The organism is Cronobacter dublinensis subsp. dublinensis LMG 23823, assembly GCF_001277235.1.
GTDB lineage: Bacteria > Pseudomonadota > Gammaproteobacteria > Enterobacterales > Enterobacteriaceae > Cronobacter > Cronobacter dublinensis.
The window spans coordinates 1,864,139-1,888,264 of record NZ_CP012266.1; the positions used below are offsets into that span (position 1 = coordinate 1,864,139).

The 24,126-nt window shown below is 58.5% G+C and carries 21 protein-coding genes, 1 other RNA gene and 1 other annotated feature; of the genes, 19 read left to right on the forward strand and 3 right to left on the reverse strand.

Translation table 11 applies throughout. From position 1 onward, the window contains the following. Positions 1 to 49 precede the first annotated feature (49 nt). The 16 genes from thrS to selO all read left to right on the forward strand — a co-directional run bounded on the left by thrS (position 50) and on the right by selO (position 15,166). Positions 50 to 1,978 carry a threonine--tRNA ligase gene (thrS, locus tag AFK67_RS08575; protein ID WP_007725001.1) on the forward strand — a complete coding sequence of 643 codons (1,929 nt, stop codon included), beginning with the start codon at positions 50 to 52 and terminating at the stop codon, positions 1,976 to 1,978. 3 nt (positions 1,979 to 1,981) lie between these two features. Next, entirely contained in the window at positions 1,982 to 2,524 is a 543-nt protein-coding gene (gene infC / locus AFK67_RS08580; RefSeq protein ID WP_015741001.1) for a translation initiation factor IF-3, read from the forward strand. Positions 2,525 to 2,621: 97 nt separating this feature from the next. Beyond that, positions 2,622 to 2,819, forward strand: coding sequence for a 50S ribosomal protein L35 (gene rpmI, locus AFK67_RS08585; protein ID WP_001124225.1), 198 nt, complete (start codon positions 2,622 to 2,624; stop codon positions 2,817 to 2,819). A 47-nt stretch (positions 2,820 to 2,866) separates the two neighbouring features. Continuing rightward, positions 2,867 to 3,223 carry a 50S ribosomal protein L20 gene (gene rplT, locus AFK67_RS08590; protein ID WP_000124850.1) on the forward strand — a complete coding sequence of 119 codons (357 nt, stop codon included), beginning with the start codon at positions 2,867 to 2,869 and terminating at the stop codon, positions 3,221 to 3,223. A 116-nt stretch (positions 3,224 to 3,339) separates the two neighbouring features. After that, positions 3,340 to 3,464: a sequence feature (Phe leader region), on the forward strand. Continuing rightward, positions 3,345 to 3,389 carry a pheST operon leader peptide PheM gene (gene pheM, locus AFK67_RS23270; RefSeq protein ID WP_106120997.1) on the forward strand — a complete coding sequence of 15 codons (45 nt, stop codon included), beginning with the start codon at positions 3,345 to 3,347 and terminating at the stop codon, positions 3,387 to 3,389. It overlaps the preceding feature by 45 nt. Before the next feature lie 145 nt (positions 3,465 to 3,609). Next, a complete protein-coding gene (pheS, locus tag AFK67_RS08595; protein ID WP_007747462.1) occupies positions 3,610 to 4,593 on the forward strand; it encodes a phenylalanine--tRNA ligase subunit alpha in 984 nt (327 codons plus the stop codon). A 15-nt stretch (positions 4,594 to 4,608) separates the two neighbouring features. After that, a complete protein-coding gene (pheT, locus tag AFK67_RS08600; protein WP_038883823.1) occupies positions 4,609 to 6,996 on the forward strand; it encodes a phenylalanine--tRNA ligase subunit beta in 2,388 nt (795 codons plus the stop codon). 4 nt (positions 6,997 to 7,000) lie between these two features. After that, positions 7,001 to 7,300, forward strand: coding sequence for an integration host factor subunit alpha (gene ihfA / locus AFK67_RS08605; protein ID WP_007725015.1), 300 nt, complete (start codon positions 7,001 to 7,003; stop codon positions 7,298 to 7,300). A 77-nt stretch (positions 7,301 to 7,377) separates the two neighbouring features. Then, complete coding sequence (gene btuC, locus AFK67_RS08610) at positions 7,378 to 8,379, forward strand: vitamin B12 ABC transporter permease BtuC (protein WP_032967387.1); 1,002 nt, start codon at positions 7,378 to 7,380, stop codon at positions 8,377 to 8,379. A 31-nt stretch (positions 8,380 to 8,410) separates the two neighbouring features. Continuing rightward, on the forward strand, positions 8,411 to 8,962 hold the full coding sequence (locus tag AFK67_RS08615) for a glutathione peroxidase (RefSeq protein WP_007725021.1): 552 nt from the start codon (positions 8,411 to 8,413) through the stop codon (positions 8,960 to 8,962). Continuing rightward, on the forward strand, positions 8,962 to 9,708 hold the full coding sequence (btuD, locus tag AFK67_RS08620; RefSeq protein WP_038883819.1) for a vitamin B12 ABC transporter ATP-binding protein BtuD: 747 nt from the start codon (positions 8,962 to 8,964) through the stop codon (positions 9,706 to 9,708). Before AFK67_RS08615 ends, btuD begins: the two co-directional genes overlap by 1 nt. Positions 9,709 to 9,785: 77 nt before the next feature. Beyond that, positions 9,786 to 10,250 (forward strand): NlpC/P60 family protein, encoded by a 465-nt coding sequence (locus tag AFK67_RS08625; protein WP_007725028.1) that lies wholly within the window; start codon positions 9,786 to 9,788, stop codon positions 10,248 to 10,250. A gap of 165 nt (positions 10,251 to 10,415) precedes the next feature. Next, positions 10,416 to 11,732, forward strand: coding sequence for a 6-phospho-beta-glucosidase (locus AFK67_RS08630; protein ID WP_007725030.1), 1,317 nt, complete (start codon positions 10,416 to 10,418; stop codon positions 11,730 to 11,732). Between the two features lie 63 nt (positions 11,733 to 11,795). After that, complete coding sequence (locus AFK67_RS08635; protein ID WP_007725032.1) at positions 11,796 to 12,785, forward strand: LacI family DNA-binding transcriptional regulator; 990 nt, start codon at positions 11,796 to 11,798, stop codon at positions 12,783 to 12,785. Positions 12,786 to 12,936: 151 nt separating this feature from the next. Beyond that, positions 12,937 to 13,656: an EAL domain-containing protein gene (locus tag AFK67_RS23570; protein WP_007725033.1), complete on the forward strand. Its 720-nt coding sequence runs from the start codon at positions 12,937 to 12,939 to the stop codon at positions 13,654 to 13,656. Between the two features lie 61 nt (positions 13,657 to 13,717). After that, on the forward strand, positions 13,718 to 15,166 hold the full coding sequence (gene selO / locus AFK67_RS08645) for a protein adenylyltransferase SelO (protein WP_007725034.1): 1,449 nt from the start codon (positions 13,718 to 13,720) through the stop codon (positions 15,164 to 15,166). 61 nt (positions 15,167 to 15,227) lie between these two features. Here the strand turns inward: selO and AFK67_RS08650 are convergent, their stop codons facing one another. Beyond that, entirely contained in the window at positions 15,228 to 16,274 is a 1,047-nt protein-coding gene (locus AFK67_RS08650; RefSeq protein WP_038883815.1) for a 3-deoxy-7-phosphoheptulonate synthase, read from the reverse strand. 154 nt (positions 16,275 to 16,428) lie between these two features. Further along, positions 16,429 to 17,262: a posphoenolpyruvate synthetase regulatory kinase/phosphorylase PpsR gene (gene ppsR, locus AFK67_RS08655; RefSeq protein WP_007725037.1), complete on the reverse strand. Its 834-nt coding sequence runs from the start codon at positions 17,260 to 17,262 to the stop codon at positions 16,429 to 16,431. Between the two features lie 334 nt (positions 17,263 to 17,596). Here ppsR and ppsA point away from each other — a divergent pair, with 334 nt between their 5' ends. From ppsA to AFK67_RS08670, 3 genes are all read left to right on the forward strand, one after another. Then, positions 17,597 to 19,975: a phosphoenolpyruvate synthase gene (ppsA, locus tag AFK67_RS08660; protein ID WP_007725041.1), complete on the forward strand. Its 2,379-nt coding sequence runs from the start codon at positions 17,597 to 17,599 to the stop codon at positions 19,973 to 19,975. A 219-nt stretch (positions 19,976 to 20,194) separates the two neighbouring features. Beyond that, positions 20,195 to 21,583, forward strand: coding sequence for an MFS transporter (locus AFK67_RS08665; RefSeq protein WP_007725044.1), 1,389 nt, complete (start codon positions 20,195 to 20,197; stop codon positions 21,581 to 21,583). Between the two features lie 3 nt (positions 21,584 to 21,586). Continuing rightward, positions 21,587 to 23,956: a glycoside hydrolase family 3 N-terminal domain-containing protein gene (locus AFK67_RS08670; RefSeq protein WP_007725047.1), complete on the forward strand. Its 2,370-nt coding sequence runs from the start codon at positions 21,587 to 21,589 to the stop codon at positions 23,954 to 23,956. 15 nt (positions 23,957 to 23,971) lie between these two features. Here AFK67_RS08670 and rprA read toward each other — a convergent pair. Further along, positions 23,972 to 24,079, reverse strand: an RNA gene (gene rprA, locus AFK67_RS21710) — antisense sRNA RprA. Positions 24,080 to 24,126: the final 47 nt, after the last annotated feature.

The following is a 24,126-nucleotide window of genomic DNA, read 5'->3' on the forward strand; positions in this document are numbered from 1 at the left end:
ATCATATGTGATCTTGCGTGTGGGTCACCACTGTGAATAAGGATTTATAATGCCTGTTATTACGCTTCCTGATGGCAGCCAACGCCATTACGACCATGCTGTCAGCCCCATGGATGTTGCCCTGGATATCGGTCCGGGCCTCGCGAAAGCCTGTATCGCAGGCCGCGTGAATGGCGAGCTGGTTGATGCTACCGATATTATCGACCAGGACGCTCAGCTCGCGATCGTGACCGCAAAAGATGAGGACGGTCTGGAAATTATCCGTCACTCCTGCGCGCACCTGTTGGGTCATGCTATCAAACAGCTGTGGCCGCATACCAAAATGGCGATCGGTCCGGTTATCGACAACGGTTTCTATTACGATGTCGACCTTGACCATACCCTGACTCAGGAAGATATCGACGCCCTCGAAAAGCGTATGCACGAGCTGGCGGAGTCCAATTACGACGTCATCAAGAAAAAAGTGAGCTGGCAGGAAGCGCGCGAAACGTTTGTGAGCCGCGGTGAAAGCTACAAAGTCGCGATTCTTGATGAAAATATTTCCCGTGACGACAAACCGGGGCTGTATCACCACGAAGAATACGTCGATATGTGCCGCGGTCCGCACGTGCCGAACATGCGCTTCTGCCATCATTTCAAACTGATGAAAACCGCAGGCGCTTACTGGCGCGGCGACAGCAGCAACAAAATGCTGCAGCGCATCTACGGTACGGCCTGGGCTGATAAAAAAGCGTTGAATGCTTATCTCCAGCGCCTGGAAGAGGCCGCGAAACGCGACCACCGTAAAATCGGCAAGCAGCTTGACCTGTACCACATGCAGGAAGAAGCGCCGGGCATGGTGTTCTGGCATAACGACGGCTGGACGATTTTCCGTGAGCTGGAAACGTTTGTCCGCTCCAAGCTGAAAGAGTATCAGTACCAGGAAGTTAAAGGTCCGTTCATGATGGACCGCGTGTTATGGGAAAAAACCGGTCACTGGGATAACTACAAAGACGCGATGTTCACCACTTCTTCAGAGAATCGTGAATATTGCATCAAACCAATGAACTGCCCGGGCCACGTGCAAATCTTCAATCAGGGTCTAAAATCATACCGCGACCTGCCACTGCGTATGGCTGAGTTCGGTAGCTGCCACCGTAATGAGCCCTCGGGCGCGTTGCATGGCCTGATGCGCGTACGCGGCTTCACGCAGGATGACGCCCACGTCTTCTGTACCGAAGAGCAGGTGCGCGACGAAGTGAACAGCTGTATTCGCATGGTTTATGACATGTACAGCACCTTCGGTTTTGAAAAAATTGTGGTAAAACTCTCCACTCGTCCGGAAAAACGCATCGGTACGGACGAAATGTGGGACCGCGCGGAAGCCGACCTGGCCGTCGCGCTGGAGGAAAACAACATCCCGTTTGAGTATCAGCCGGGCGAGGGCGCATTTTACGGCCCGAAAATCGAGTTTACGCTGTACGACTGCCTCGATCGCGCATGGCAGTGTGGCACCGTTCAGCTCGATTTCTCCCTGCCGTCGCGCCTGAGCGCCTCTTACGTGGGTGAAAACAACGAGCGTCAGGTGCCGGTGATGATTCACCGCGCGATTCTGGGCTCAATGGAACGCTTTATCGGTATCCTGACCGAAGAGTTCGCCGGGTTCTTCCCGACGTGGCTCGCACCGGTACAGGTCGTGGTGATGAATATCACCGATTCGCAGTCTGAATACGTTAACGAATTGACCCGTAAACTACAAAATGCTGGCATTCGTGTAAAAGCAGACTTGAGAAACGAGAAGATTGGCTTTAAAATCCGCGAGCATACTTTACGTCGTGTCCCGTACATGTTGGTTTGTGGCGATAAAGAGGTCGAAGCAGGCAAAGTGGCCGTTCGTACCCGCCGTGGTAAAGACCTCGGTAGCCTGGATGTCAACGACGTAATAGAAAAGCTGCAGCAAGAGATTCGCAGCCGCAGTCTTCAACAACTGGAGGAATAAGGTATTAAAGGCGGAAAACGAGTTCAAACGGCACGTCCGAATCGTATCAATGGCGAGATTCGCGCCCAGGAAGTTCGCTTAACAGGTCTGGAAGGTGAGCAACTGGGGATTGTGAGTCTGAGAGAAGCTATCGAAAAGGCTGAAGAAGCTGGAGTAGATTTAGTTGAAATCAGCCCTAACGCCGAGCCGCCAGTTTGTCGTATTATGGACTACGGCAAGTTCCTTTATGAAAAGAGTAAATCTTCTAAGGAACAGAAGAAGAAGCAAAAAGTTATCCAGGTGAAGGAAATTAAATTCCGTCCTGGTACAGATGAAGGCGACTATCAGGTAAAACTCCGCAGCCTGATTCGCTTTCTCGAAGAAGGCGATAAGGCCAAGATCACGCTCCGCTTCCGCGGTCGTGAGATGGCCCACCAGCAAATCGGTATGGAAGTGCTTAACCGCGTGAAAGAAGATTTGCAAGAACTGGCAGTAGTCGAATCCTTCCCAACGAAGATCGAAGGCCGCCAGATGATCATGGTGCTCGCTCCTAAGAAGAAACAGTAAGGCCTTCAAGTAGCATTGTCTGTGGAGCCTTTGGGCTTCACAGATTTTGTTCGCCTACGTTTCGTTTAATTAACAATGCGAAGTGGATGTAATTAAAATGCCAAAAATTAAGACCGTACGCGGTGCTGCTAAGCGCTTCAAAAAAACCGGTAAAGGTGGTTTTAAGCACAAGCACGCTAACCTGCGTCATATTCTGACCAAAAAAGCGACTAAGCGTAAACGTCACCTGCGCCCGAAAGCCATGGTTTCCAAAGGCGATCTGGGTCTGGTCATCGCGTGCCTGCCGTACGCATAAGCCGTTTATCTTTTAACTTTTTTACAGAATAGAAACAGGAGAGCACTATGGCTCGCGTAAAACGTGGTGTGATTGCACGTGCACGTCATAAGAAAATTTTGAAACAAGCTAAAGGCTACTACGGTGCGCGTTCACGCGTATACCGCGTTGCCTTCCAGGCTGTTATCAAAGCAGGTCAGTACGCTTACCGTGACCGTCGTCAACGTAAGCGTCAGTTCCGTCAGCTGTGGATTGCACGTATCAACGCAGCAGCACGTCAGAACGGTATTTCTTACAGCAAATTCATCAACGGCCTGAAAAAAGCCTCTGTTGAAATCGACCGTAAGATCCTGGCTGACATCGCCGTATTCGACAAAGTGGCATTCACTGCCCTGGTTGAAAAAGCGAAAGCAGCTCTGGCGTAAGCCAGTTGAAAGAGGGAGCTTGTCTCCCTCTTTTAATTTGTGCCATATCAATCTGTTGACATTTTTACTGGCGAGCTTTTCAATAGGGCTATTCGCCATCAAGCCTCAGGGTAACGCAAGCATGAACGCTGCCATTTTCCGCTTCTTTTTTTACTTTAGCGCCTGAATCAGAGGGGCTTTGCGCGTAAGAAAAGAAACGGAAAATCGACGCCAGAAGCCTCCATCAGGAGGCTTTTTTTATATCTGCCGTTTATGGGTCTGTTTCAAGTGGCAGGCGACAGAACGCGCCGCCGTTTCAGGCAAGCGCCGGGCGTGTCACCTGAAACAGAAGAATAACAAGACAGAGTTCAACAAACCGGCGCAAGCGCCGAATAACGAGGAAAACCATGCCACATCTCGCAGATCTGGTTGCCAGTGCAAAGGCGGCCATAACCAGCGCCCAGGATGTTGCCGCGTTAGATAACGTACGCGTCGAATATTTAGGGAAAAAAGGGCATCTGACCCTTCAGATGACCACCCTGCGCGAGCTGCCGCCAGAAGAGCGTCCAGCTGCGGGCGCGGTTATCAACGAAGCCAAAGAGCAGGTTCAGCAGGCGCTGAACGCGCGTAAAAACGAACTGGAAAGCGCGGCGCTGAACGCGCGTCTCGCGGCGGAAACCATCGACGTTTCGCTCCCTGGTCGTCGTGTTGAGAATGGCGGTCTGCATCCGGTTACCCGCACCATTGACCGTATCGAAAACTTCTTCGGCGAACTCGGTTTTACCGTGGCGACTGGCCCGGAAATCGAAGACGACTACCATAACTTCGATGCGCTGAATATTCCGGGTCACCACCCGGCGCGTGCGGACCACGACACCTTCTGGTTCGACGCGACGCGCCTGCTGCGCACCCAGACCTCCGGCGTGCAGATCCGCACCATGAAAAACCAGCAGCCGCCGATCCGCATCATCGCGCCGGGCCGTGTGTATCGTAACGACTACGATCAGACCCACACCCCGATGTTCCATCAGATGGAAGGGCTGATTGTCGATAAAAACATCAGCTTCACTAATCTTAAAGGCACGCTGCACGACTTCCTGCGTAACTTCTTTGAAGAAGATCTGCAGATTCGTTTCCGTCCGTCTTACTTCCCGTTTACTGAGCCTTCCGCAGAAGTGGACGTGATGGGTAAAAACGGCAAGTGGCTGGAAGTGCTGGGCTGCGGCATGGTACACCCGAACGTGCTGCGTAACGTCGGCATCGATCCGGAAGTTTACTCCGGCTTCGCTTTCGGTATGGGCATGGAGCGTCTCACCATGCTGCGTTACGGCGTGACCGATCTGCGCGCTTTCTTCGAAAACGATCTGCGTTTCCTCAAACAGTTTAAATAAGGGCAGGACAGAACAATGAAATTTAGCGAACTGTGGTTACGCGAGTGGGTAAACCCGGCCCTTGACAGCGACGCGCTGGCGAATCAAATCACCATGGCGGGCCTGGAAGTTGACGGCGTTGAGCCGGTCGCAGGCGCGTTTCACGGCGTCGTCGTGGGCGAAGTGGTGGAGTGCGGTCAGCATCCGAACGCCGACAAACTGCGCGTCACTAAAGTGAACGTCGGCGGCGATCGCCTGCTCGACATCGTCTGCGGCGCGCCGAACTGCCGCCAGGGCCTCAAAGTGGCGGTGGCGACCGTTGGCGCAGTACTGCCGGGCGATTTTAAAATCAAAGCGGCGAAACTGCGCGGCGAGCCGTCTGAAGGCATGCTGTGCTCTTTCTCCGAGCTTGGCATTTCCGACGACCATAACGGCATCATCGAACTGCCGGCAGACGCGCCCGTCGGTACTGACATCCGCGATTATCTCAAGCTTGACGATAACACCATCGAAATCAGCGTTACCCCGAACCGTGCCGACTGCCTCGGTATTATCGGCGTGGCGCGCGATGTTGCGGTGCTGAACGCGCAGACCCTGAACGCGCCGGCCATCGCGCCGGTCGCGGCGACCATCAACGACACGCTGCCGATTCAGGTTGACGCCGCGGATGCCTGCCCGCGTTACTTGGGCCGCGTTGTGAAAGGCATCGACGTGACCGCGCCGACCCCGCTGTGGATGCGTGAAAAACTGCGCCGCTGCGGCATCCGCTCTATCGACGCCGTGGTTGACGTCACCAACTACGTCCTGCTTGAGCTGGGTCAGCCGATGCACGCCTTCGACCTTGACCGCATCGATGGCGGCATCGTGGTGCGCATGGCGAAAGAGGGCGAGACGCTGACGCTGCTCGACGGCAATGAGGCGACACTGAACGCCGATACGCTGGTTATCGCGGACCATAACAAAGCGCTCGCGATGGGCGGTATTTTCGGCGGCGAACACTCCGGTGTGAACGGCGAAACCCGCAATGTGCTGCTGGAGTGCGCGTTCTTCGCGCCGCTCGCCATCACTGGTCGCGCGCGTCGTCACGGCCTGCATACCGATGCCTCTCACCGCTACGAGCGCGGCGTCGACCCGCAGCTGCAATTCCAGGCGATGGAGCGCGCGACGCGTCTGCTGCTGGACATCTGCGGCGGTGAAGCCGGTCCGGTTATCGATGTGACCAGCGAAGCGAACCTGCCAGCTCGCGCCACGATCACACTGCGTCGCAGCAAGCTCGATCGCCTGATCGGGCATCACATCGCTGATGCGCAGGTCACGGATATCCTCACGCGTCTGGGTTGCCAGGTGACGCAAGGGCAGGGCGAGTGGCAGGCCGTCCCGCCGTCATGGCGTTTTGACATCGCTATCGAAGAAGATCTGGTGGAAGAAGTGGCCCGCGTCTACGGCTACGACAACATCCCGAACGAGCCGGTACAGGCGTCGCTGGTGATGGGCGACCACCGTGAAGCGAATCTTTCGCTCAAGCGCGTGAAAACCCTGCTCAACGATCATGGCTACCAGGAAGTGATCACCTACAGCTTCGTCGATCCTAAAGTGCAGCAGCTGCTGCATCCGGGCGAAGAGGCGCTGATCCTGCCAAGCCCTATCTCCAGCGAAATGTCGGCGATGCGCCTCTCGCTCCTGACCGGTCTGCTCACCACGGTTGTTTATAACCAGAACCGTCAGCAGAGCCGCGCGCGCATCTTTGAAGCGGGCCTGCGCTTTGTACCTGATACGCAGGCAGACCTGGGCATTCGTCAGGATCTTATGCTGGCGGGCGCGCTGTGCGGCAACCGTTATGAAGAGCACTGGGATCTGGCGAAAGGCGGCGTTGACTTCTACGATTTGAAAGGGACGCTGGAGTCGGTTCTGGAACTTACCGGTAAATTATCTGAAATTGAGTTCCGTGCAGAAGCCAATCCGGCCTTGCATCCTGGTCAAAGTGCTGCCATTTATTTACATGGCGAACACATTGGTTTTATTGGCGTTGTGCATCCTGAGCTTGAGCGCAAGCTCGACCTGAACGGCCGTACCGTGGTGTTTGAGCTGCTCTGGAGCAAGGTGGCCGACCGTGTCGTACCGCAGGCGCAGGAGGTTTCCCGCTTCCCGGCGAACCGCCGCGACATCGCGGTTGTGGTGGCGGAAAACGTACCGGCAGCAGATATTTTGGCCGAGTGTAAGAAAGTTGGCGCAAATCAGGTAGTTGGCGTAAACTTATTTGACGTGTACCGCGGTAAGGGTGTTGCGGAGGGTTATAAGAGCCTTGCCATCAGCCTGATCCTTCAGGATACCGGCCGTACACTCGAAGAAGACGAGATTGCCGCTACTGTTGCGAAATGTGTAACGGCACTAAAAGAGCGATTCCAGGCATCATTGAGGGATTGAACCTATGGCGCTTACAAAAGCTGAAATGTCAGAATATCTGTTTGATAAGCTTGGGCTTAGCAAGCGGGATGCCAAAGAGCTGGTAGAGCTGTTTTTCGAAGAGATCCGTCGTGCTCTGGAAAATGGTGAGCAGGTAAAACTCTCCGGTTTCGGTAATTTTGACCTGCGTGATAAGAACCAACGTCCCGGACGCAACCCGAAAACCGGTGAAGATATTCCCATTACGGCTCGCCGTGTGGTTACCTTCCGCCCGGGGCAGAAGTTGAAAAGTCGCGTTGAGAACGCTACGCCGAAAGAAAGCTAATCTGACATGACCAAAAAGGCCGCATCGCGCGGCCTTTTTTCTTTGCCCTGCGTAAAGCGAGCCGTAAAATCAAAGGCATGAAATCTCAACTGGCCTCACTTCCCCTCTGTATTCGCACCCAACGTCGCCGCGAAAAACGCGTGCTGGCGGCGCTGTCGCTGTCGCTTGCGCTGGCCATCGTCGTCAGTCTCTGCGCGGGCGATATCTGGCTCTGGCCGTCAGCATGGACTGGCGAGGCGGGAAGGTTGTTCGTCTGGCAAATTCGCCTGCCGCGCACGCTCGCGGTGGTGCTGGTCGGCGCGGCGCTGGCGCTATGCGGCGCCATGATGCAGGCGCTCTTTGAAAACCCGCTGGCGGAGCCGGGCCTGCTTGGCGTCTCCAACGGCGCGGGCGTTGGGCTGGTGGCGGCGGTGATGCTGGGCGGCGGCGCGCTGCCGGGCTGGGCGCTCGGGCTGTGCGCTATCGCGGGCGCGCTTATCGCCACGCTTATCCTGCTGCATTTCGCAAGACGTCATCTCTCCACCAGTCGGCTGCTGCTCGCGGGCGTCGCGCTCGGCATCGTCTGCAGCGCGCTGATGACCTGGGCGGTCTACTTTTCAACGAGTCTCGATCTGCGCCAGCTGATGTACTGGATGATGGGCGGCTTCGGCGGCGTCGACTGGCAGCAGGGCTGGCTAATGCTGGCGCTCCTGCCGGCGCTGGCGTGGGGCGGCCTGCAGGCGCATGCGCTCAACCGGCTGGCGCTTGGCGAAACGTCCGCGCGCCAGCTCGGCCTGCCGGTCTGGCTGTGGCGCAATCTGCTGGTCATCGCCACCGGCTGGCTCGCGGGCGTCAGCGTGGCGCTGGCGGGCGCTATCGGTTTCGTCGGCTTAGTGGTGCCGCATGTGCTGCGCCTGTGTGGCATCGCTGATTATCGCGCGCTGCTGCCTTCTGCGATGCTCGCAGGCGGCGGCGTGCTGCTGGTCGCCGATATCCTCGCGCGCCTGACGCTGACGGCGGCGGAATTGCCCATCGGCGTGGTGACTGCCACCCTGGGCGCACCGGTCTTTATCTGGCTATTATTAAGGGCTGGACGCTAGTTCCATAACACCATCCTTTTAAGGGGAAGCTATGCAACATGACATTCTGAATACCGAAGTGACCACCATTGACGGTGAAACCATTTCGCTTGAGCAGTTCAAAGGTAAAGTGCTGCTTATCGTCAACGTCGCCTCGAAGTGCGGCCTCACGCCGCAGTACGAACAGCTGGAAAACATTCATAAGGCGTGGGAGCCGTCCGGCTTCCGCGTGCTCGGCTTCCCGTGCAACCAGTTCCTGGGCCAGGAGCCGGGCAGCGAAGAAGAGATCAAAACCTTCTGCAGCACCACGTACGGCGTCACATTCCCGATGTTCAGCAAAATCGATGTCAACGGCGAAAACCGCCATCCGCTGTATCAGAAGCTGATCGCCGCCGCGCCGAAAGCCGTCGCGCCGGAGCAGAGCGGTTTCTATGAGCGTATGGCGAGTAAAGGCCGCGCGCCGCTCTATCCGGACGACATCCTGTGGAACTTCGAGAAATTCCTCGTAGGCCGCGACGGGCACGTTATCCAGCGCTTCTCGCCGGATATGACGCCGGAAGATCCGATCGTCATGGAAGCCATTAAGCTGGCGCTGGCGAAATAATGTCGGTACTGATGCAGCTGTGCGACGTCGCGGTGGGTAACCGTCTGGGGCCCGTTACCGCGACGCTTGAGGCGGGCGATATTGTCCATCTCGTCGGCCCCAACGGGGCGGGCAAAAGCACGCTGCTGCATCGTATGGCGGGCCTGGCGGATGGCCCCGGCGTTATCTGCTTTGAAGGCAAACCGCTCGCGTCCTTCAGCGCCGCCGCGCTCGCCAGCAAGCGGGCGTATCTCTCCCAGCAGCAGACGCCGCCGTTCGCCATGCCGGTCTGGCACTACCTGACGCTCCACGGCGGCGCGCAGTGCGGCGCGGCGCTGGAAGAGGTCGCGCACGGCCTGATGCTCGACGACAAGCTGACGCGCCCGGTGAATACGCTCTCCGGCGGCGAATGGCAGCGCGTGCGTCTCGCTGCCGTGATAATCCAGATTCACCCCCGTAATCACGCTGAGGGCAGGGTGCTTATCCTTGATGAGCCAATGAACAGCCTCGACGTCGCGCAGCAGGCGGCGCTGGACCGGATGCTGTTTACGCTCCCGCAGGCGGGTATTGCGGTCGTGATGAGCAGCCACGATCTTAACCATACGCTGCGCCACGCGCGTCGCGTCTGGCTGCTGCGGGAAGGCAAACTACTGGCTCACGGCCCGCGTGACGACGTCATGACGCCTGCGCGGCTCGGCGAGGCCTACGGACTTCCGTTTCGCCGGTTGCAGGTCGCCGGTCACAGCATGCTGATTAATCCCCTCTGAACGCGGCCATCTTGCCAGCCGACGCCGCTGCGGCTACATTAGCGAAAAATCATAAGGCCAGAGGATTTGCCTGAAAAATGCGGCTATGGATCTTACTTGTTGCGACGCTGCTGCTGGCGGGATGTAGCTCCCACCGCGCGCCGCCGCCCAATGCGCGACTTTCCGACTCCATCACCGTGATTGCCGAACTCAACGATCAGCTGAATCACTGGTACGGCACGCCTTACCGCTACGGCGGCATGAGCCGCGGCGGGGTGGATTGCTCCGGCTTCGTGATGATGACCTTCCGCGATCGTTTTTCGCTGAGGCTGCCGCGTGAGACGCGCGAGCAGGCTGAAATTGGCACGGAAATCGATAAAGACGATCTGCTGCCGGGCGATTTAGTCTTTTTCAAAACCGGCTCCGGGCAGAACGGTCTGCATGTCGGCATTTATGACACTGATAACCAGTTTATCCACGCCTCAACGAGCCGCGGCGTGATGCGCTCATCGCTCGATAACGTCTACTGGCGCAAAAAATTCTGGCAGGCGCGCCGCATCTAGCCTTAGCCCGTCGCGGCGCGACGGGTTTACTTTTCTCTGTGTTTTCCCGACTGTTTTTAGCCTTTCTGCGAGGCCGCTCACGCCGGAATGCGGGGGCGGCCTTCTATAGTCTGCTTTATGAGAGCGCTCTCATGAATCAGTCAACGGCAACGACAGGAGAAAAGCATGACCGGACGCACCCTGAAAATCGCGATTATCGGCGGCGGCAGCAGCTACACGCCGGAACTGGTAGAAGGCCTGATTGCCCGCAAAGAGGCCATCGCGCTGCATGAGCTGGCGCTGGTGGATATCGAGCCGGGGCGCGAAAAAGTAGACATCATCGCGGGCCTGACCCGCCGGATGCTCGACAAAAACGGGCTGGCGCACGTGCGCGTATCCGTGCACTTCACGCCGGATGAGGCGATTCGCGGCGCGAGCTTTGTGCTGACGCAGCTGCGCGTCGGTCAGCTGCCCGCCCGCGCCGCCGATGAGCGTCTGGGGCTGAAGTATGGGCTGATAGGCCAGGAGACGACCGGCGTCGGCGGGTTCGCCAAGGCGCTGCGCACGATCCCGGTGATGCTCGACATCGCCCGCAAAGTGGAGGCGCTGGCACCGCAGGCCTGGATAATCAACTTCACCAACCCGGCGGCCATCGTCACCGAGGCGGTGCAGCGCCACAGCAAGGCGAAAATCATCGGGCTGTGCAACGTGCCGGTCACCATGCATCACATGATTGCCGCCATGCTCGGCGAACCGTCGCAGGAGCTGGCGCTGCGCTTCGCCGGGCTGAATCATATGGTCTGGGTGCATCAGGTAACAGTGCGCGGCGAAGACCGCACGCAGGCGGTGCTCGATAAGCTCTGCAACGGTGCCACGCTTACGATGAATAACATTCAGGAAGCGCCGTGGCCCGCGCCGCTGCTACGCGCGCTGGGCGCCATTCCGTGCCCGTACCACCGCTATTTCTACTTAAGCCGCCAGATGCTGGAAGAAGAGGTCGAGGCGGCGCGCGGTCGCGGCACCCGCGCCGAACAGGTAATGGCGGTCGAGCGTGAGCTGTTTGCGTGCTATCAGGACCCGCAGCTCGCGCACAAGCCGGAACAGCTCAGCTTTCGCGGCGGCGCGTTCTACTCGCAGGTGGCGCTGGAGCTCATCGATGCTATCCATAACCATCGCGGCGCCACGCTTGTCGTTAATACCGCCAACCGGGGCGCGATCCACGGCCTGCCGGACGACGCCGTGGTGGAAACCAACTGCGTGGTGGACGCCCAGGGCGCGCATCCGCTGGTGTTTGGCGCGCTGCCGCCAGCCATGCACGCGTTAACCACCCAGGTGAAAACTTACGAGCGGCTCACTATCAAGGCGGCGGTGGAGGGCGATCGCGAAAGCGGCCTGCTGGCGCTTATCACCAACCCGCTGGTGGGCGATGCGACGCTTGCTCAGGCCCTGCTCGACGAGGTACTGACGCGCAATCGCGACTACCTGCCGCAATTTCAGGGATAAGACCACCCGGCGCGCTAATTTCGGATACTATCAGGGAGTCTCGTTGATAAAAGGGAGCGTCCGATGGTTACTCTGGAAGATGTCGCCGCCCACGCGGGGGTGTCCCGCGCCACCGTTTCCCGCGTGGTGAACGGCGACAGTAAAGTCAAACCGCACACCCGTGCGCGCGTTGAAGCGGCGATTCAGGCGCTCGGGTATGCTCCTCATCCGGCAGCGCGCGCGCTCGCCTCAAGCCAGAGCCACGCCATCGGCCTTGTCACCACCTCTTATCGCGGCGGTTTTTTCGGCGCGATGATGGATGCCGTACAGAGCGAGGCGCAGCGCCACGGCAAACAGCTGCTGGTGACCCAGGGGCGCGACAGTTCGCAAAACGAACGCGACGCCATCAGCCAGCTTTATAACCTGCGCTGCGACGGGCTGCTGCTGCATGTGCGGATGCTGGAGGATGACGCGCTGCGCGCGCTGGCGGCGGCGGGGCGGCGCTTTGTCGTGCTCGACCGTGAGGTGCCGGGGCTGGAATCGCGCTGCGTCGCTTTTGATCATCGTGCCGCCAGCGTTTTGGCCACCCATTATCTCCTGGCGCGCGGGCATACGTCGATAGCCTGCCTGCACGGCCCGCGGACACGCGCCTCCAGCGGCCTGCGGTTACAGGGCTTTCTTGACGCCATGCAGGCGGCAGGACTCACGCCCGTTGCCTGTCTGGAGGCCGATTATTCGCTCCAGGGCGGCTACGCGCAGATGCAGGCGCTGCTCGCGAAGGCCACGCCGGGCGCCGTTTACTGCTGCAATGAAGAGATGGCGGTTGGCGCCATGCTCGCGATGAATGAACACGGCTTACGTATTGGTCAGGATATTTCGTGCGTCTGTTATGACAGCGGCGAGCGCGCCGATTTTGTTCGTCCACGACTGACCAGCGTCCACTTTCCAATTAGCGACATGGCCCGTTTCGCTGCGCGAAAATTACTGGACGAAGAATGTGAACCGCAAATATTTATGCCGCAAATGATTGAGCGCGATTCTGTAAAGGATCTCGCAGGCGCTGGTGTCAAATGAAATACCAGGATAAGCTCTTTCTGTAAGGAGTATTCTGAAATTGGCACCGAAACGGCCAGAGAAATAGTTTAACAGAATCAACCTGGTTGCACGTGATAGTGACTTAATCCAGTATAGCGGGCTCCTATTAATAACGCGCAGGGCAGACAATATGATTGTTTCGCTCGATACACGGTATCAGTCTCATCTGCTGTTCGCCCCGACCGCCCATCCGTCAGGGGGGCTGCTGGGCATGGAAGTCATCGCCAATTTCACCAGCCTCAACGCGCAGGTGCGCTTTCCTACGGAATTTATTATCCCGCGTATTAATCCTGAAGAAAGATTAATGCTTTTTTACGAAAAAATAAGCTTGATCGAAAAGTGGCGCGAAGCATTTATTAAAAATTCACTTTTCGCGATGGTAAGCATTGATCATAAGATAGCCAATGCCATTTTATCGAGCCCGACGTTACGGGCGCGCCTCGCGCAATTACCGTTTCTTGAATTAGGTATTAATGAGAATTTTCCTGAACTTAATAAAGGTAAAGAAAATAAAAGTATGTTTTCTTTGTCTCGTTATTTTCCGTTAACGCTTTGTAACTTTGGTGCCGGGGCGGCGACGGGCCGCGCCATTTTCGACGGGCTGTTCCGGCGCGTCACGCTCGATAAAACATTCGTACAGAAACGCCGCGCAGGCGGCATGTTTGAGCCTTTTATGTACGCCATCGCCAACCAGGTCGGGCCCTGTTGCCAGACGCTGATCCTGCCGGGCGTCGATAACGACGAGGCGGTGCGAGAGGCGCGCAGCCTCGGTTTTAACGGCGTGCAGGGCGCGCTATGGCCCGCAATGGACGGCGAAACCCTCGTCCTGACCCTCGCGATGGCGCAATAACCTTAAACCTGGGCTGTGTTTAACCCCTCCATAACGCACTACACTTAGCGCAGGAGGAGCCATGAGCCAAAACCCCCATTTTACCGCCACCTGGCGCGACGAACTGCCAGGTTTTTATACCGAACTCACCCCCACGCCGCTCAGTAACAGCCGCCTGCTGTGCCACAACGCGCCGCTGGCGCAGACGCTGGAACTGCCGCCAGCGCTGTTTGACTATCAGGGCCCGGCGGGCGTCTGGGGCGGCGAAACGCTGCTGCCCGGTATGGCGCCGCTGGCGCAGGTCTACAGCGGCCACCAGTTCGGCGTCTGGGCCGGTCAGCTCGGCGACGGCCGCGGCATTTTGCTCGGAGAGCAGCAGCTTAGCGACGGCCGCAAATTTGACTGGCACCTTAAAGGCGCGGGGCTGACCCCGTACTCCCGCATGGGCGATGGCCGCGCGGTGCTGCGCTCCACGGTGCGCGAGTTTCTTGCCTCCGAGGCGATGCACGGCCTCGGCATTCCCACCACCCGCGCGCTCAGCATCGTCACCAGCGATACGCCGGTACGACGCGAAACCACCGAGCGCGGCGCGATGTTAATGCGCATCGCCGAAAGCCACGTGCGCTTCGGCCATTTCGAGCATTTTTACTATCGCCGCGAGCCGGAACGGGTGCGCGAGCTGGCGCAGTACGTTATCGCGCACCACTTTGCGCATCTGGCGCAGGAAGAGGACCGCTTCGCGCTCTGGTTTGGTGAAGTAGTCACACGCACCGCGCATCTGATGGCGAGCTGGCAGTGCGTCGGTTTCTCCCACGGGGTAATGAACACCGATAACATGTCTGTCCTCGGGCTGACGATGGACTATGGCCCCTACGGATTTCTCGACGACTACAATCCGGGCTTTATCTGCAACCACACCGACTATCAGGGCCGCTACGCGTTCGACAACCAGCCGGGCGTGGGGCTTTGGAATCTGCAACGCCTGGCGCAGGCGCTCTCGCCGATAATCCCGGCGGAGCGGCTTAACGCGCTGCTGGATGAGTACCAGCCCGCGCTGCTGCGCGAGTGGGGCAGGCAGATGCGCGCGAAGCTCGGCTTCACCGTCGAGAAAGAGGGCGACAACGACTATCTGCGCGAGTTACTGACGCTAATGGCGCGCGAAGGCAGCGACTACACGCGCACCTTCCGCATGCTGAGCGTGACCGAGCAGAGCTCGGCGGCCTCGCCGCTGCGTGATGAATTTATCGACCGCGCCACGTTTGACGCCTGGTTTGCGCGCTATCGCGCGCGGTTGCAGGAAGAGGGCGTGGAGGATGACGCGCGCCAGCGGCTAATGAAATCCGTTAACCCCGCGCTGGTGCTGCGCAACTGGCTCGCCCAGCGTGCGATTGAGGCGGCGGAGCGCGACGACGCGAGCGAGTTGTCGCGCCTGCTCGACGCGCTGCGTAACCCCTTCGCCGATCGCGACGATGACTATACGCATCGCCCGCCGGACTGGGGCAAACATCTCGAAGTGAGCTGTTCAAGCTAGTCGCAAAAAAAAGGGAAACCCGTGGGTTTCCCTTTTTATTTCGCGCTGGAAAGCACTGCGCTCAGAGGCGGCTCTCAACCGCGTCGGCAAGGCGCGCCAGCAGCGTTTCGCTGTCATCCCAGCTAAGGCACGGGTCGGTAATCGACTGGCCGTAAGTGAGCGGCGTGCCGGGGACGATTTTTTGGGTGCCTTCGGCGATAAAGCTCTCCACCATCACGCCCGCCACCTGGGTAGAGCCCGCGCGGATCTGCTGGCAAATGTCGTCGCAGACGTCGAGCTGACGCCGGTGCTGCTTCTGGCAGTTGCCGTGGCTGAAATCCACCACCAGTCGCTCCGGCAGGTTAAATTCGCGCAGCGCCAGACAGGCCTCGTTAATGGCCTGGGCGTGGTAGTTCGGCGTTTTGCCGCCGCGCATGATCACATGACCGTAAGGGTTGCCGCTGGTCTGGTAAATCGTCATCCGGCCATGTTTATCGGGCGAGAGGAACATATGGCTGGTGCGCGCCGCGCGAATGGCGTCTACCGCGATACGGGTGTTGCCGTCAGTGCCGTTTTTAAAGCCCACCGGGCAGGAGAGCGCCGAGGCCATTTCGCGGTGGATCTGGCTCTCGGTCGTGCGCGCGCCGATAGCGCCCCAGCTGATGAGATCGGAAATATACTGCCCGACCACCATATCGAGGAACTCGGTGGCGGTCGGCACGCCCAGCGCGTTGACCTCCAGCAGCAGGCGACGCGCTTGCTCAATGCCGTGGTTCACGCGGTAGCTACCGTTAAGGTCCGGGTCGGAAATCAGCCCCTTCCAGCCGACCACAGTGCGCGGTTTTTCAAAATAGGTGCGCATCACGATTTCAAGGCGGGCGTCATATTTATCCCGCAGCTGCGCCAGGCGGCCTGCGTAATCGACCGCCGCGCGGGTGTCATGAATCGAGCACGGGCCGATAATCACCAACAGGCGTTGATCGTCGCCGTTAAGGATTTTTTCAATACGGCGGCGGGCGTCAAGCACATGGCCTGCGACCGCCTCCGTGACGGGATAGCGCGCGGCAAGCTCAGCCGGGGTTACCAGGCTGTCGATGCGCGCCGTACGAAGTTCATCGGTTTTGATCATGGGTGTCTCAGAATCTGTTGCTTCATCGGCATCAGCGCCGGAAGTGATGGGCATCACGATAAACCAATCCGCCCTGAATTCAAGGCGATTAAAGGATTCATCAGGTCATATGACGCCACCGTAACACAGATTATCGCACCTTTGTACTAGTTTATCAGTACATCCGGCGGCTGAGTCCCATGATGTCGAGGATTTTGGTGGCTATCTCTTCTACCGAATAGTTAGTGCTGTTGAGGTAGGGGATCTGGTGTTTGCGATAGAGCGCTTCGACTTCGGCCACTTCGAGACGACACTGGCGCAGCGAGGCGTAACGGCTGTTTTCGCGGCGCTCTTCGCGGATGGCCGCGAGACGCTCCGGGTTAATCGTCAGGCCGAACAGCTTATGCTGGAGCGGGCGCAGCGCTGCCGGGAGGTTTAGGTTATCCATGTCGTCGGCAATAAAGGGGTAGTTGGCGGCCCGGATGCCAAACTGCATCGCCAGATAGAGGCTGGTGGGCGTTTTACCGCAGCGCGACACGCCAAGCAGGATCACCTGCGCCTGGTCGAGGTTACGCATGGAGATGCCGTCATCGTGGGCCAGCGTGTAGTCGATAGCCGCGATGCGCGCGTCATATTTGATGAGATTGGCCGGGTTAAGGCCGTGGGTGCGGTGGGCCACCGGCGTCGGGTCGAGCCGCAACTCTTCCTGAAGCGGCGCCACCAGCGCCTGGACAATATCCTGACAAAAGCCCTGGCTTTGCAGAATAATCTCGCGCACCTCGGGCAGTACGATGGAGTAGAACACCAGCGGGCGCACGCCGCTCTGCTGGTAGATGGCGTCAATCTGCTCCTTCACCGCTCTGGCGCGGCTTTCGTTTTCGACAAACGGCAGGGTAATGCTGTTGATGCTGACCGGGAATTGCGACATCACCGCATGGCCTAATACCTCGGCGGTGATCGCGGTCCCGTCGGAAATATAAAATACCTGGCGATCGACAACATTATCCATTGTACCGGTCCTTAATTCAGATTGAGCATCATCTCAAGCATAAAATAATGCCTGAGTACGCGGCATGGCATTTCTCTCATTTTTGAAAGTGAAACGCTGTTTTTATTTTTAATGAAAGGTGCGTTTCACTTCACGAATATCACTGTAAATCATAGATCAAAACAGTAATCGAGCCTAATCAATCGGTTACGAAAAGCAGAATTTGTCTGAAAATTTGAATTTTTCAATTTGCTTGAACGATTCACCGTTTTTCGCCACGCCTTTTCTATGCCAGGCTAAAACAGCTGTCAGGTGTTTCTTAATCCCGTTCATATATCATAAAAGGATTGCTTCGATGTCCAACAATGGCTCGTCATCGCTCATACTTTGGTATAACCAACTCGGCATGAATGATGTAGACAGAGTTGGGGGCAAAAACGCCTCCCTCGGTGAAATGATTACTAACCTGTCCGGTATGGGCGTGTCTGTGCCAAACGGGTTTGCGACCACCGCCGAGGCGTTTAATCAGTTCCTCGAAAGCCGTGGCGTTAACCAGCGTATCTATGAACTGCTGGATAAAACCGATATCGACGACGTGACTGAACTGGCGAAAGCTGGCTCGCAGATCCGCCAGTGGATAGTCGACACGCCCTTCCAGCCGGAACTGGAGCAGGCTATTCGCGACGCCTACGCCCAGCTCTCTGCCGATGACGCCGAAGCCTCCTTTGCGGTGCGCTCCTCCGCCACCGCCGAAGATATGCCGGACGCCTCGTTCGCTGGCCAGCAGGAAACTTTCCTTAACGTGCAGGGCATCGACGCCGTGATGGTGGCGGTGAAGCACGTCTTCGCCTCGTTGTTTAACGACCGCGCCATCTCCTACCGCGTGCATCAGGGTTACGATCACCGCGGCGTGGCGCTCTCCGCAGGCGTGCAGCGCATGGTACGTTCGGATCTCGCCGCGTCAGGCGTGATGTTCTCCATCGATACCGAATCGGGCTTCGACCAGGTGGTGTTTATCACCGCCGCGTATGGCCTCGGCGAAATGGTCGTGCAGGGCGCGGTCAACCCGGACGAATTCTATGTTCACAAGCCGGGTCTGGCGGAAGGCCGTCCGGCGATCGTGCGCCGGACCATGGGGTCGAAAAAAATTCGCATGGTGTATGCCGATACCCAGGAGCACGGCAAGCAGGTGCGCATTGAGGATGTGCCGCAGGCCGATCGCGACCAGTTCTGTATCACGCCAGAAGAGGTGCAGGAACTGGCGAAACAGGCGGTGCAGATTGAGAAACACTACGGTCGTCCGATGGATATCGAGTGGGCAAAAGACGGCCACACCGGCAAATTGTTTATCGTGCAGGCGCGCCCGGAAACCGTGCGCTCGCGCGGCCAGGTGATGGAGCGCTATACGCTGCATTCGCAGGGCAAAGTGGTGGCCGAGGGCCGCGCTATCGGTCATCGCATCGGCGCGGGCACGGTGAAAGTTATCCACGACATCAGCGAGATGAACCGCATTCAGCCGGGCGACGTGCTGGTCACGGACATGACCGACCCGGACTGGGAGCCTATTATGAAAAAGGCCGCGGCGATTGTGACCAACCGCGGCGGGCGCACCTGTCATGCGGCGATCATCGCCCGTGAGCTCGGCATTCCGGCGGTCGTCGGCTGCGGCGATGCCACCGAGCGCATTAAAGACGACGAGAAAGTTACCGTCTCCTGCGCCGAAGGGGACACCGGCTATGTCTACGCCGATCTGCTCGATTTCAGCGTGAAAAGCTCAAGCGTAGATACCATGCCGGATCTGCCGCTTAAGGTGATGATGAACGTCGGCAACCCGGACCGCGCGTTCGACTTCGCCTGCCTGCCGAACGAAGGCGTGGGTCTGGCGCGTCTCGAATTTATCATCAACCGTATGATTGGCGTGCACCCGCGCGCGCTGCTGGAGTTCGACCAGCAGGAGCCCGCGCTGCAAAACCAGATCCGCGAGATGATGAAGGGCTTCGACAACCCGGTGGAATTCTACGTGGGCCGCCTGACCGAAGGCATCGCGACGCTCGGCGCGGCCTTCTGGCCGAAGCGCGTTATTGTGCGTCTGTCTGACTTTAAATCCAACGAATACGCCAACCTGGTGGGCGGCGAGCGGTACGAGCCGCATGAAGAGAACCCGATGCTCGGCTTCCGTGGCGCGGGGCGTTATGTGGCCGACAGCTTCCGCGACTGCTTCGCGCTGGAGTGCGATGCGGTGAAACGCGTGCGTAACGAGATGGGTCTTACGAACGTTGAAATCATGATCCCGTTCGTGCGTACCGTGGATCAGGCCAAAGCGGTCGTGGACGAGCTGGCGCGTCAGGGGCTTAAGCGCGGCGAGAACGGGCTGAAAGTCATTATGATGTGCGAAATCCCGTCCAACGCGCTGCTGGCCGAGCAGTTCCTTGAGCATTTCGACGGCTTCTCGATTGGCTCCAACGACATGACGCAGCTCGCGCTCGGCCTCGACCGCGACTCCGGCGTCGTGTCCGAGCTGTTCGACGAGCGTAACGACGCCGTGAAAGCGCTGCTCTCCATGGCTATTCGCGCTGCGAAAAAGCAGGGCAAATATGTCGGCATCTGCGGTCAGGGCCCGTCGGATCACGAGGATTTCGCCGCCTGGTTAATGGAAGAGGGGATCGATTCGTTGTCGCTTAACCCCGATACTGTGGTGCAAACCTGGTTAAGCCTGGCCGAGCTTAAAAAATAAGTGCGATATATTTAAAAACCCGCCGGAAGGCGGGTTTTTTATTTTCAGCGGGTAATTTGCACCGCATCACAAATACGGGAAAAAGCAAAAAATCATAAACTGGCTGTGGATTTCTGCAATTGTTGGAGGGCAGCGCGTTCACAATACTTAGGCCTGATATCGCACCCGTGGTTTGCGTGCGAGACAACACGCTTTCTAACGTTGATAAGGCCAATAATAATGAACCTCACCTCTGCTCTTACGACAAAAGATAAAATAGGCTACGGCTTAGGCGATATGGCGAGCGCGCTGGTCTGGCAAACCGCGACGCTATTTCTCGCCTATTTTTATACCGATGTTTTCGGGCTGCCTGCGGCTATTATGGGCACCATGTTTTTACTGGTCAGGGTGGTGGACGCGTTTGTCGACCCGTGCATCGGCGCGCTGGTGGACCGCACCCGTACCCGCTATGGCCGCTTCCGCCCCTGGCTGCTGTGGTTCGCCATTCCATTCGGCGTCAGCTGTCTCATCACCTTCTATGTGCCCCAGGCGGGCGAGACCACGAAAATCGTTTACGCCTGCGTCACTTACAGCATTCTGAGCCTCGTGTATTCCGCCATTAACGTGCCGTATTGCGCGATGCCAGGCTCGCTGACGATGGATCCGCGCGAGCGCCACTCGCTGCAATCCTGGCGCTTCGGGCTTTCCTTTATTGGCGGGCTTATCGTTACCGTGATTGCGCTGCCGATGGTCGACTGGCTCGGCAACGGCAACGCCCAGAAGGGCTATTTCTACGCGATGGGCCTGATGGGCGCGCTCGGCGTGGTGCTGTTCTTCTGCTGCTTTTTCATGACCCGCGAGCGTTATCTGCCGGCCAATGACGCCAACAGTTCAATGCTGAAAGATTTAAAACTGCTGGCGGCCAACAGCCAGTGGCGCATCATTTTCCTGTTTAATATTTTATTATTAACCGCGGTCGTCACGCGCGGCTCCGCGACAATGTATTACGTTAAGTATGTTCTGCTACGCCCGGATCTGGTGTTTGTATTTATTGTCTCCGGCATGGTGGCGAATCTTACCGGTGCGTTATTATCTGAGCGTCTGCTCGGGAAATATGACCGCGTGCGCTCCTACCAGTGGACCATTATTAGCTTTGTGGTGCTCGCCACGCTCATTTTCTTTATTCCCCCAACCGCCGTCTGGTTAATATTCGCCATCAATATCGTCTTCAGTTTTATTCAGAACCTCACGACGCCGCTGCAATGGACCATGTTTTCCGACGTGGTGGATTATGAAGAGCACCGCAGCGGACGCCGCCTCGACGGCCTGGTCTTCTCCACCGCGCTGTTCGCCATCAAGCTCGGACTGGCGCTCGGCGGCGCGGTCGTGGGCTGGATCCTCGGCATGGTCGATTACCTGCCAAACCAGGCCACGCAAAGCGCCAGCGTGCTAACCACCATTAATGCGCTGTTCACGCTTATCCCCTGCGCGCTGTTCTTGCTGATGGCGCTGCTGCTCTGCTTTTATCAGCTCAGCAGCCGCCGCGTGGCCGCCATCGCCGCGGAGCTGGTGCAAAAGCGCCAGGTGCGTGAAGACACCGCCTCACTCAAGCCTGCTATTCAGGAGTAACCGATGACTATCTATAAGGACCCAACCCGTCCGGTGGCTGAACGCGTCGCCGATTTGCTCGCCCGCATGACGCCGGAGGAGAAATTCGCCCAGATGCACGCTTACTGGCTGGTGCTGTCGCCGGAGGGCGATCACCGGGAGCGAACCGATTTGAGCGATGAGTTTTCCGGCGCGACCCAGCAGGCGGCGCTGACCGAACGTCTGAAACGCGGCGCGGGGCAGATAACCCGCCCGCTCGGCACCCATATCGTCGCGCCGCGGGAGGGCGTGCGCGCCGCTAACCGTCTGCAGAAAATGCTGGTGGAAGAGACGCGGCTCGGCATTCCCGCCATGTTCCATGAAGAGTGCCTGGTGGGGCTGCTATGCAAAGACGCGACGCTGTTTCCGTCGTCGCTCAACTACGGTTCCACCTGGGATCCGCAGCTGGTGGAGCAGGCCGCGCAGGCTATCGGGCGTGAAGCGCGCGCCGTCGGCTGTCATCAGGGCCTCGCGCCGGTGCTCGATGTGTCGCGCGACGTGCGCTGGGGCCGCACGGAAGAAACCTTTGGCGAAGATCCGTGGCTGGTGGGCGTGATGGCGACCCGCTACGTGAAAGGGCTACAGGGGCCGCAGCGGGATCTGCTCGCGACCCTCAAGCACTACGTCGGCCACTCGTTCAGCGAAGGCGCGCGCAACCATGCGCCGGTGCACCTCGGCTTTTGCGAACTCAACGACACCTTCCTGCTGCCGTTTGAAATGGCGGTGAAGCTGGCGCACGCGGGCTCGGTGATGCCTGCGTATCACGATATCGATAACGTGCCGACCCACGCCGATGATTTCCTCCTCACACAAGTATTGCGCGAACAATGGGGCTTTGACGGCATTATCGTCGCCGACTACGGTGGTGTAAGCCTGCTGCATCAGCACCACGGCGTGGCGCAGGACGCGGCGCACTCGGCGGCGCTGGCCTTTAATGCGGGGCTGGATATCGAACTGCCGAAAGACGACTGCGCGCGCCATCTGGCGCAGGCGCTGGCGCGCGGGCTTATCACGATGGAAAAAGTGGATAAAATTGTGGCGCGCGTGCTGGGCGAAAAGTTCCGTCTCGGACTGTTTGAACAGCCGTATGCCGATGAGAACGCCATTACGCTGCAAAGCGACGAGACGCGCCGCATCGCCCGCGAGGTGGCGGCGCGTTCCCTGACGCTGCTTGAGAATAACGGTGTGCTGCCGCTTCAGGGTACGCCGCGCGTGGCGGTAGTCGGGCCGACGGCGGACGATCCGCTGGCGCTGCTGAGCGGCTACAGCTTCCCGGTGCATCTCATCATCAGCGATATGCTGGAGCAGACAAGCCAGGTGACGACGCCGCTTGCCGCGCTGCGCGAACAGCTCGGTGGCGCGCTCGCAGGCTATGCCAAAGGCTGTCATATCATTGAGAAACGCATGGCGGGCGCGCCGGTGTTCCCCGGCGACAGCGGCGAAAAACCGATGCAGCAGTCGCCGGTCTCAGACGATGTGTCGCTCATCCCGGACGCAGTGGCGCTCGCCGGACAAAGCGACGTGGTGCTGGCGTTTGTCGGCGATCTCTCCGGGCTGTTCCAGAGCGGCACCGTGGGCGAAGGCTCTGACACCGACAGCCTGCAACTGCCGGGCGTGCAGCAACAGCTGCTGGAGGCGCTGGTGGAAACGGGTAAGCCGGTCGTGGTCGTGATGACCGGCGGTCGCCCTTATCACCTGGGCGGGCTGGAGTCGCGCGTCGCGGCGTGGGTGATGGCCTGGGCGCCGGGGCAGGAGGGCGGACACGCGATTGCGGATCTGCTGACCGGCAAAGCGGAACCGCAGGGCCGGTTAGTGGTGTCGGTGCCGAAAAGCGCAGGCGCGATGCCGTACTACTACAACCATAAGCTCAAAAGCGGCGGCACGCCTTACGCGTTTCACTTCGGCTCACGCTACCCGTTCGGCTACGGCAAAACCTGGACCGAATTCCGCTATGGCGCCCTGGACATCGCCCAGGCGCGCGTGCCGATGGCGGGCGAGGTGGAGGTATCGGTTACCGTCACCAACAGCGGCGCGCAGGCGGGCAGCGAGGTGGTACAGCTGTATGTGCACGATAAAGTAGCCTCGATGGTCCGCCCGGTGCAGGAGCTGAAAGCCTTCGGGCGCGTTACGCTTGCCCCTGGCGCCAGCGCGCGCGTTACGTTCCGCGTGCCGGTCGATATGCTCAGTTTCACGCGTCGTGATGGCGCACGCATTGTCGAGCCTGGCGAGTTTGACATTCGCGTTGGGGCCAATAGCGGCGATATTCGCAGTCGCGGCACCGTTATTGTGGAAGGCGAAACCCAGGTGCTGGGAAATAGCTGGCGGATGCTGAGTGAGTGTCATGTTGAGCAATAAATAGCCAGTGGAAGAATAAAAAAAAGCCCATCGTGGGAGATGGGCAAAGACTACACACAGCAATTCGTTGTTTCACTCAGGGGATTTCCATGTTTATAAATCAAGGCGTTGATTTATAACCGTGGATTAATAGTAGGCTTATCCCTTTTTAGCGTCGATCGGATTCGTCT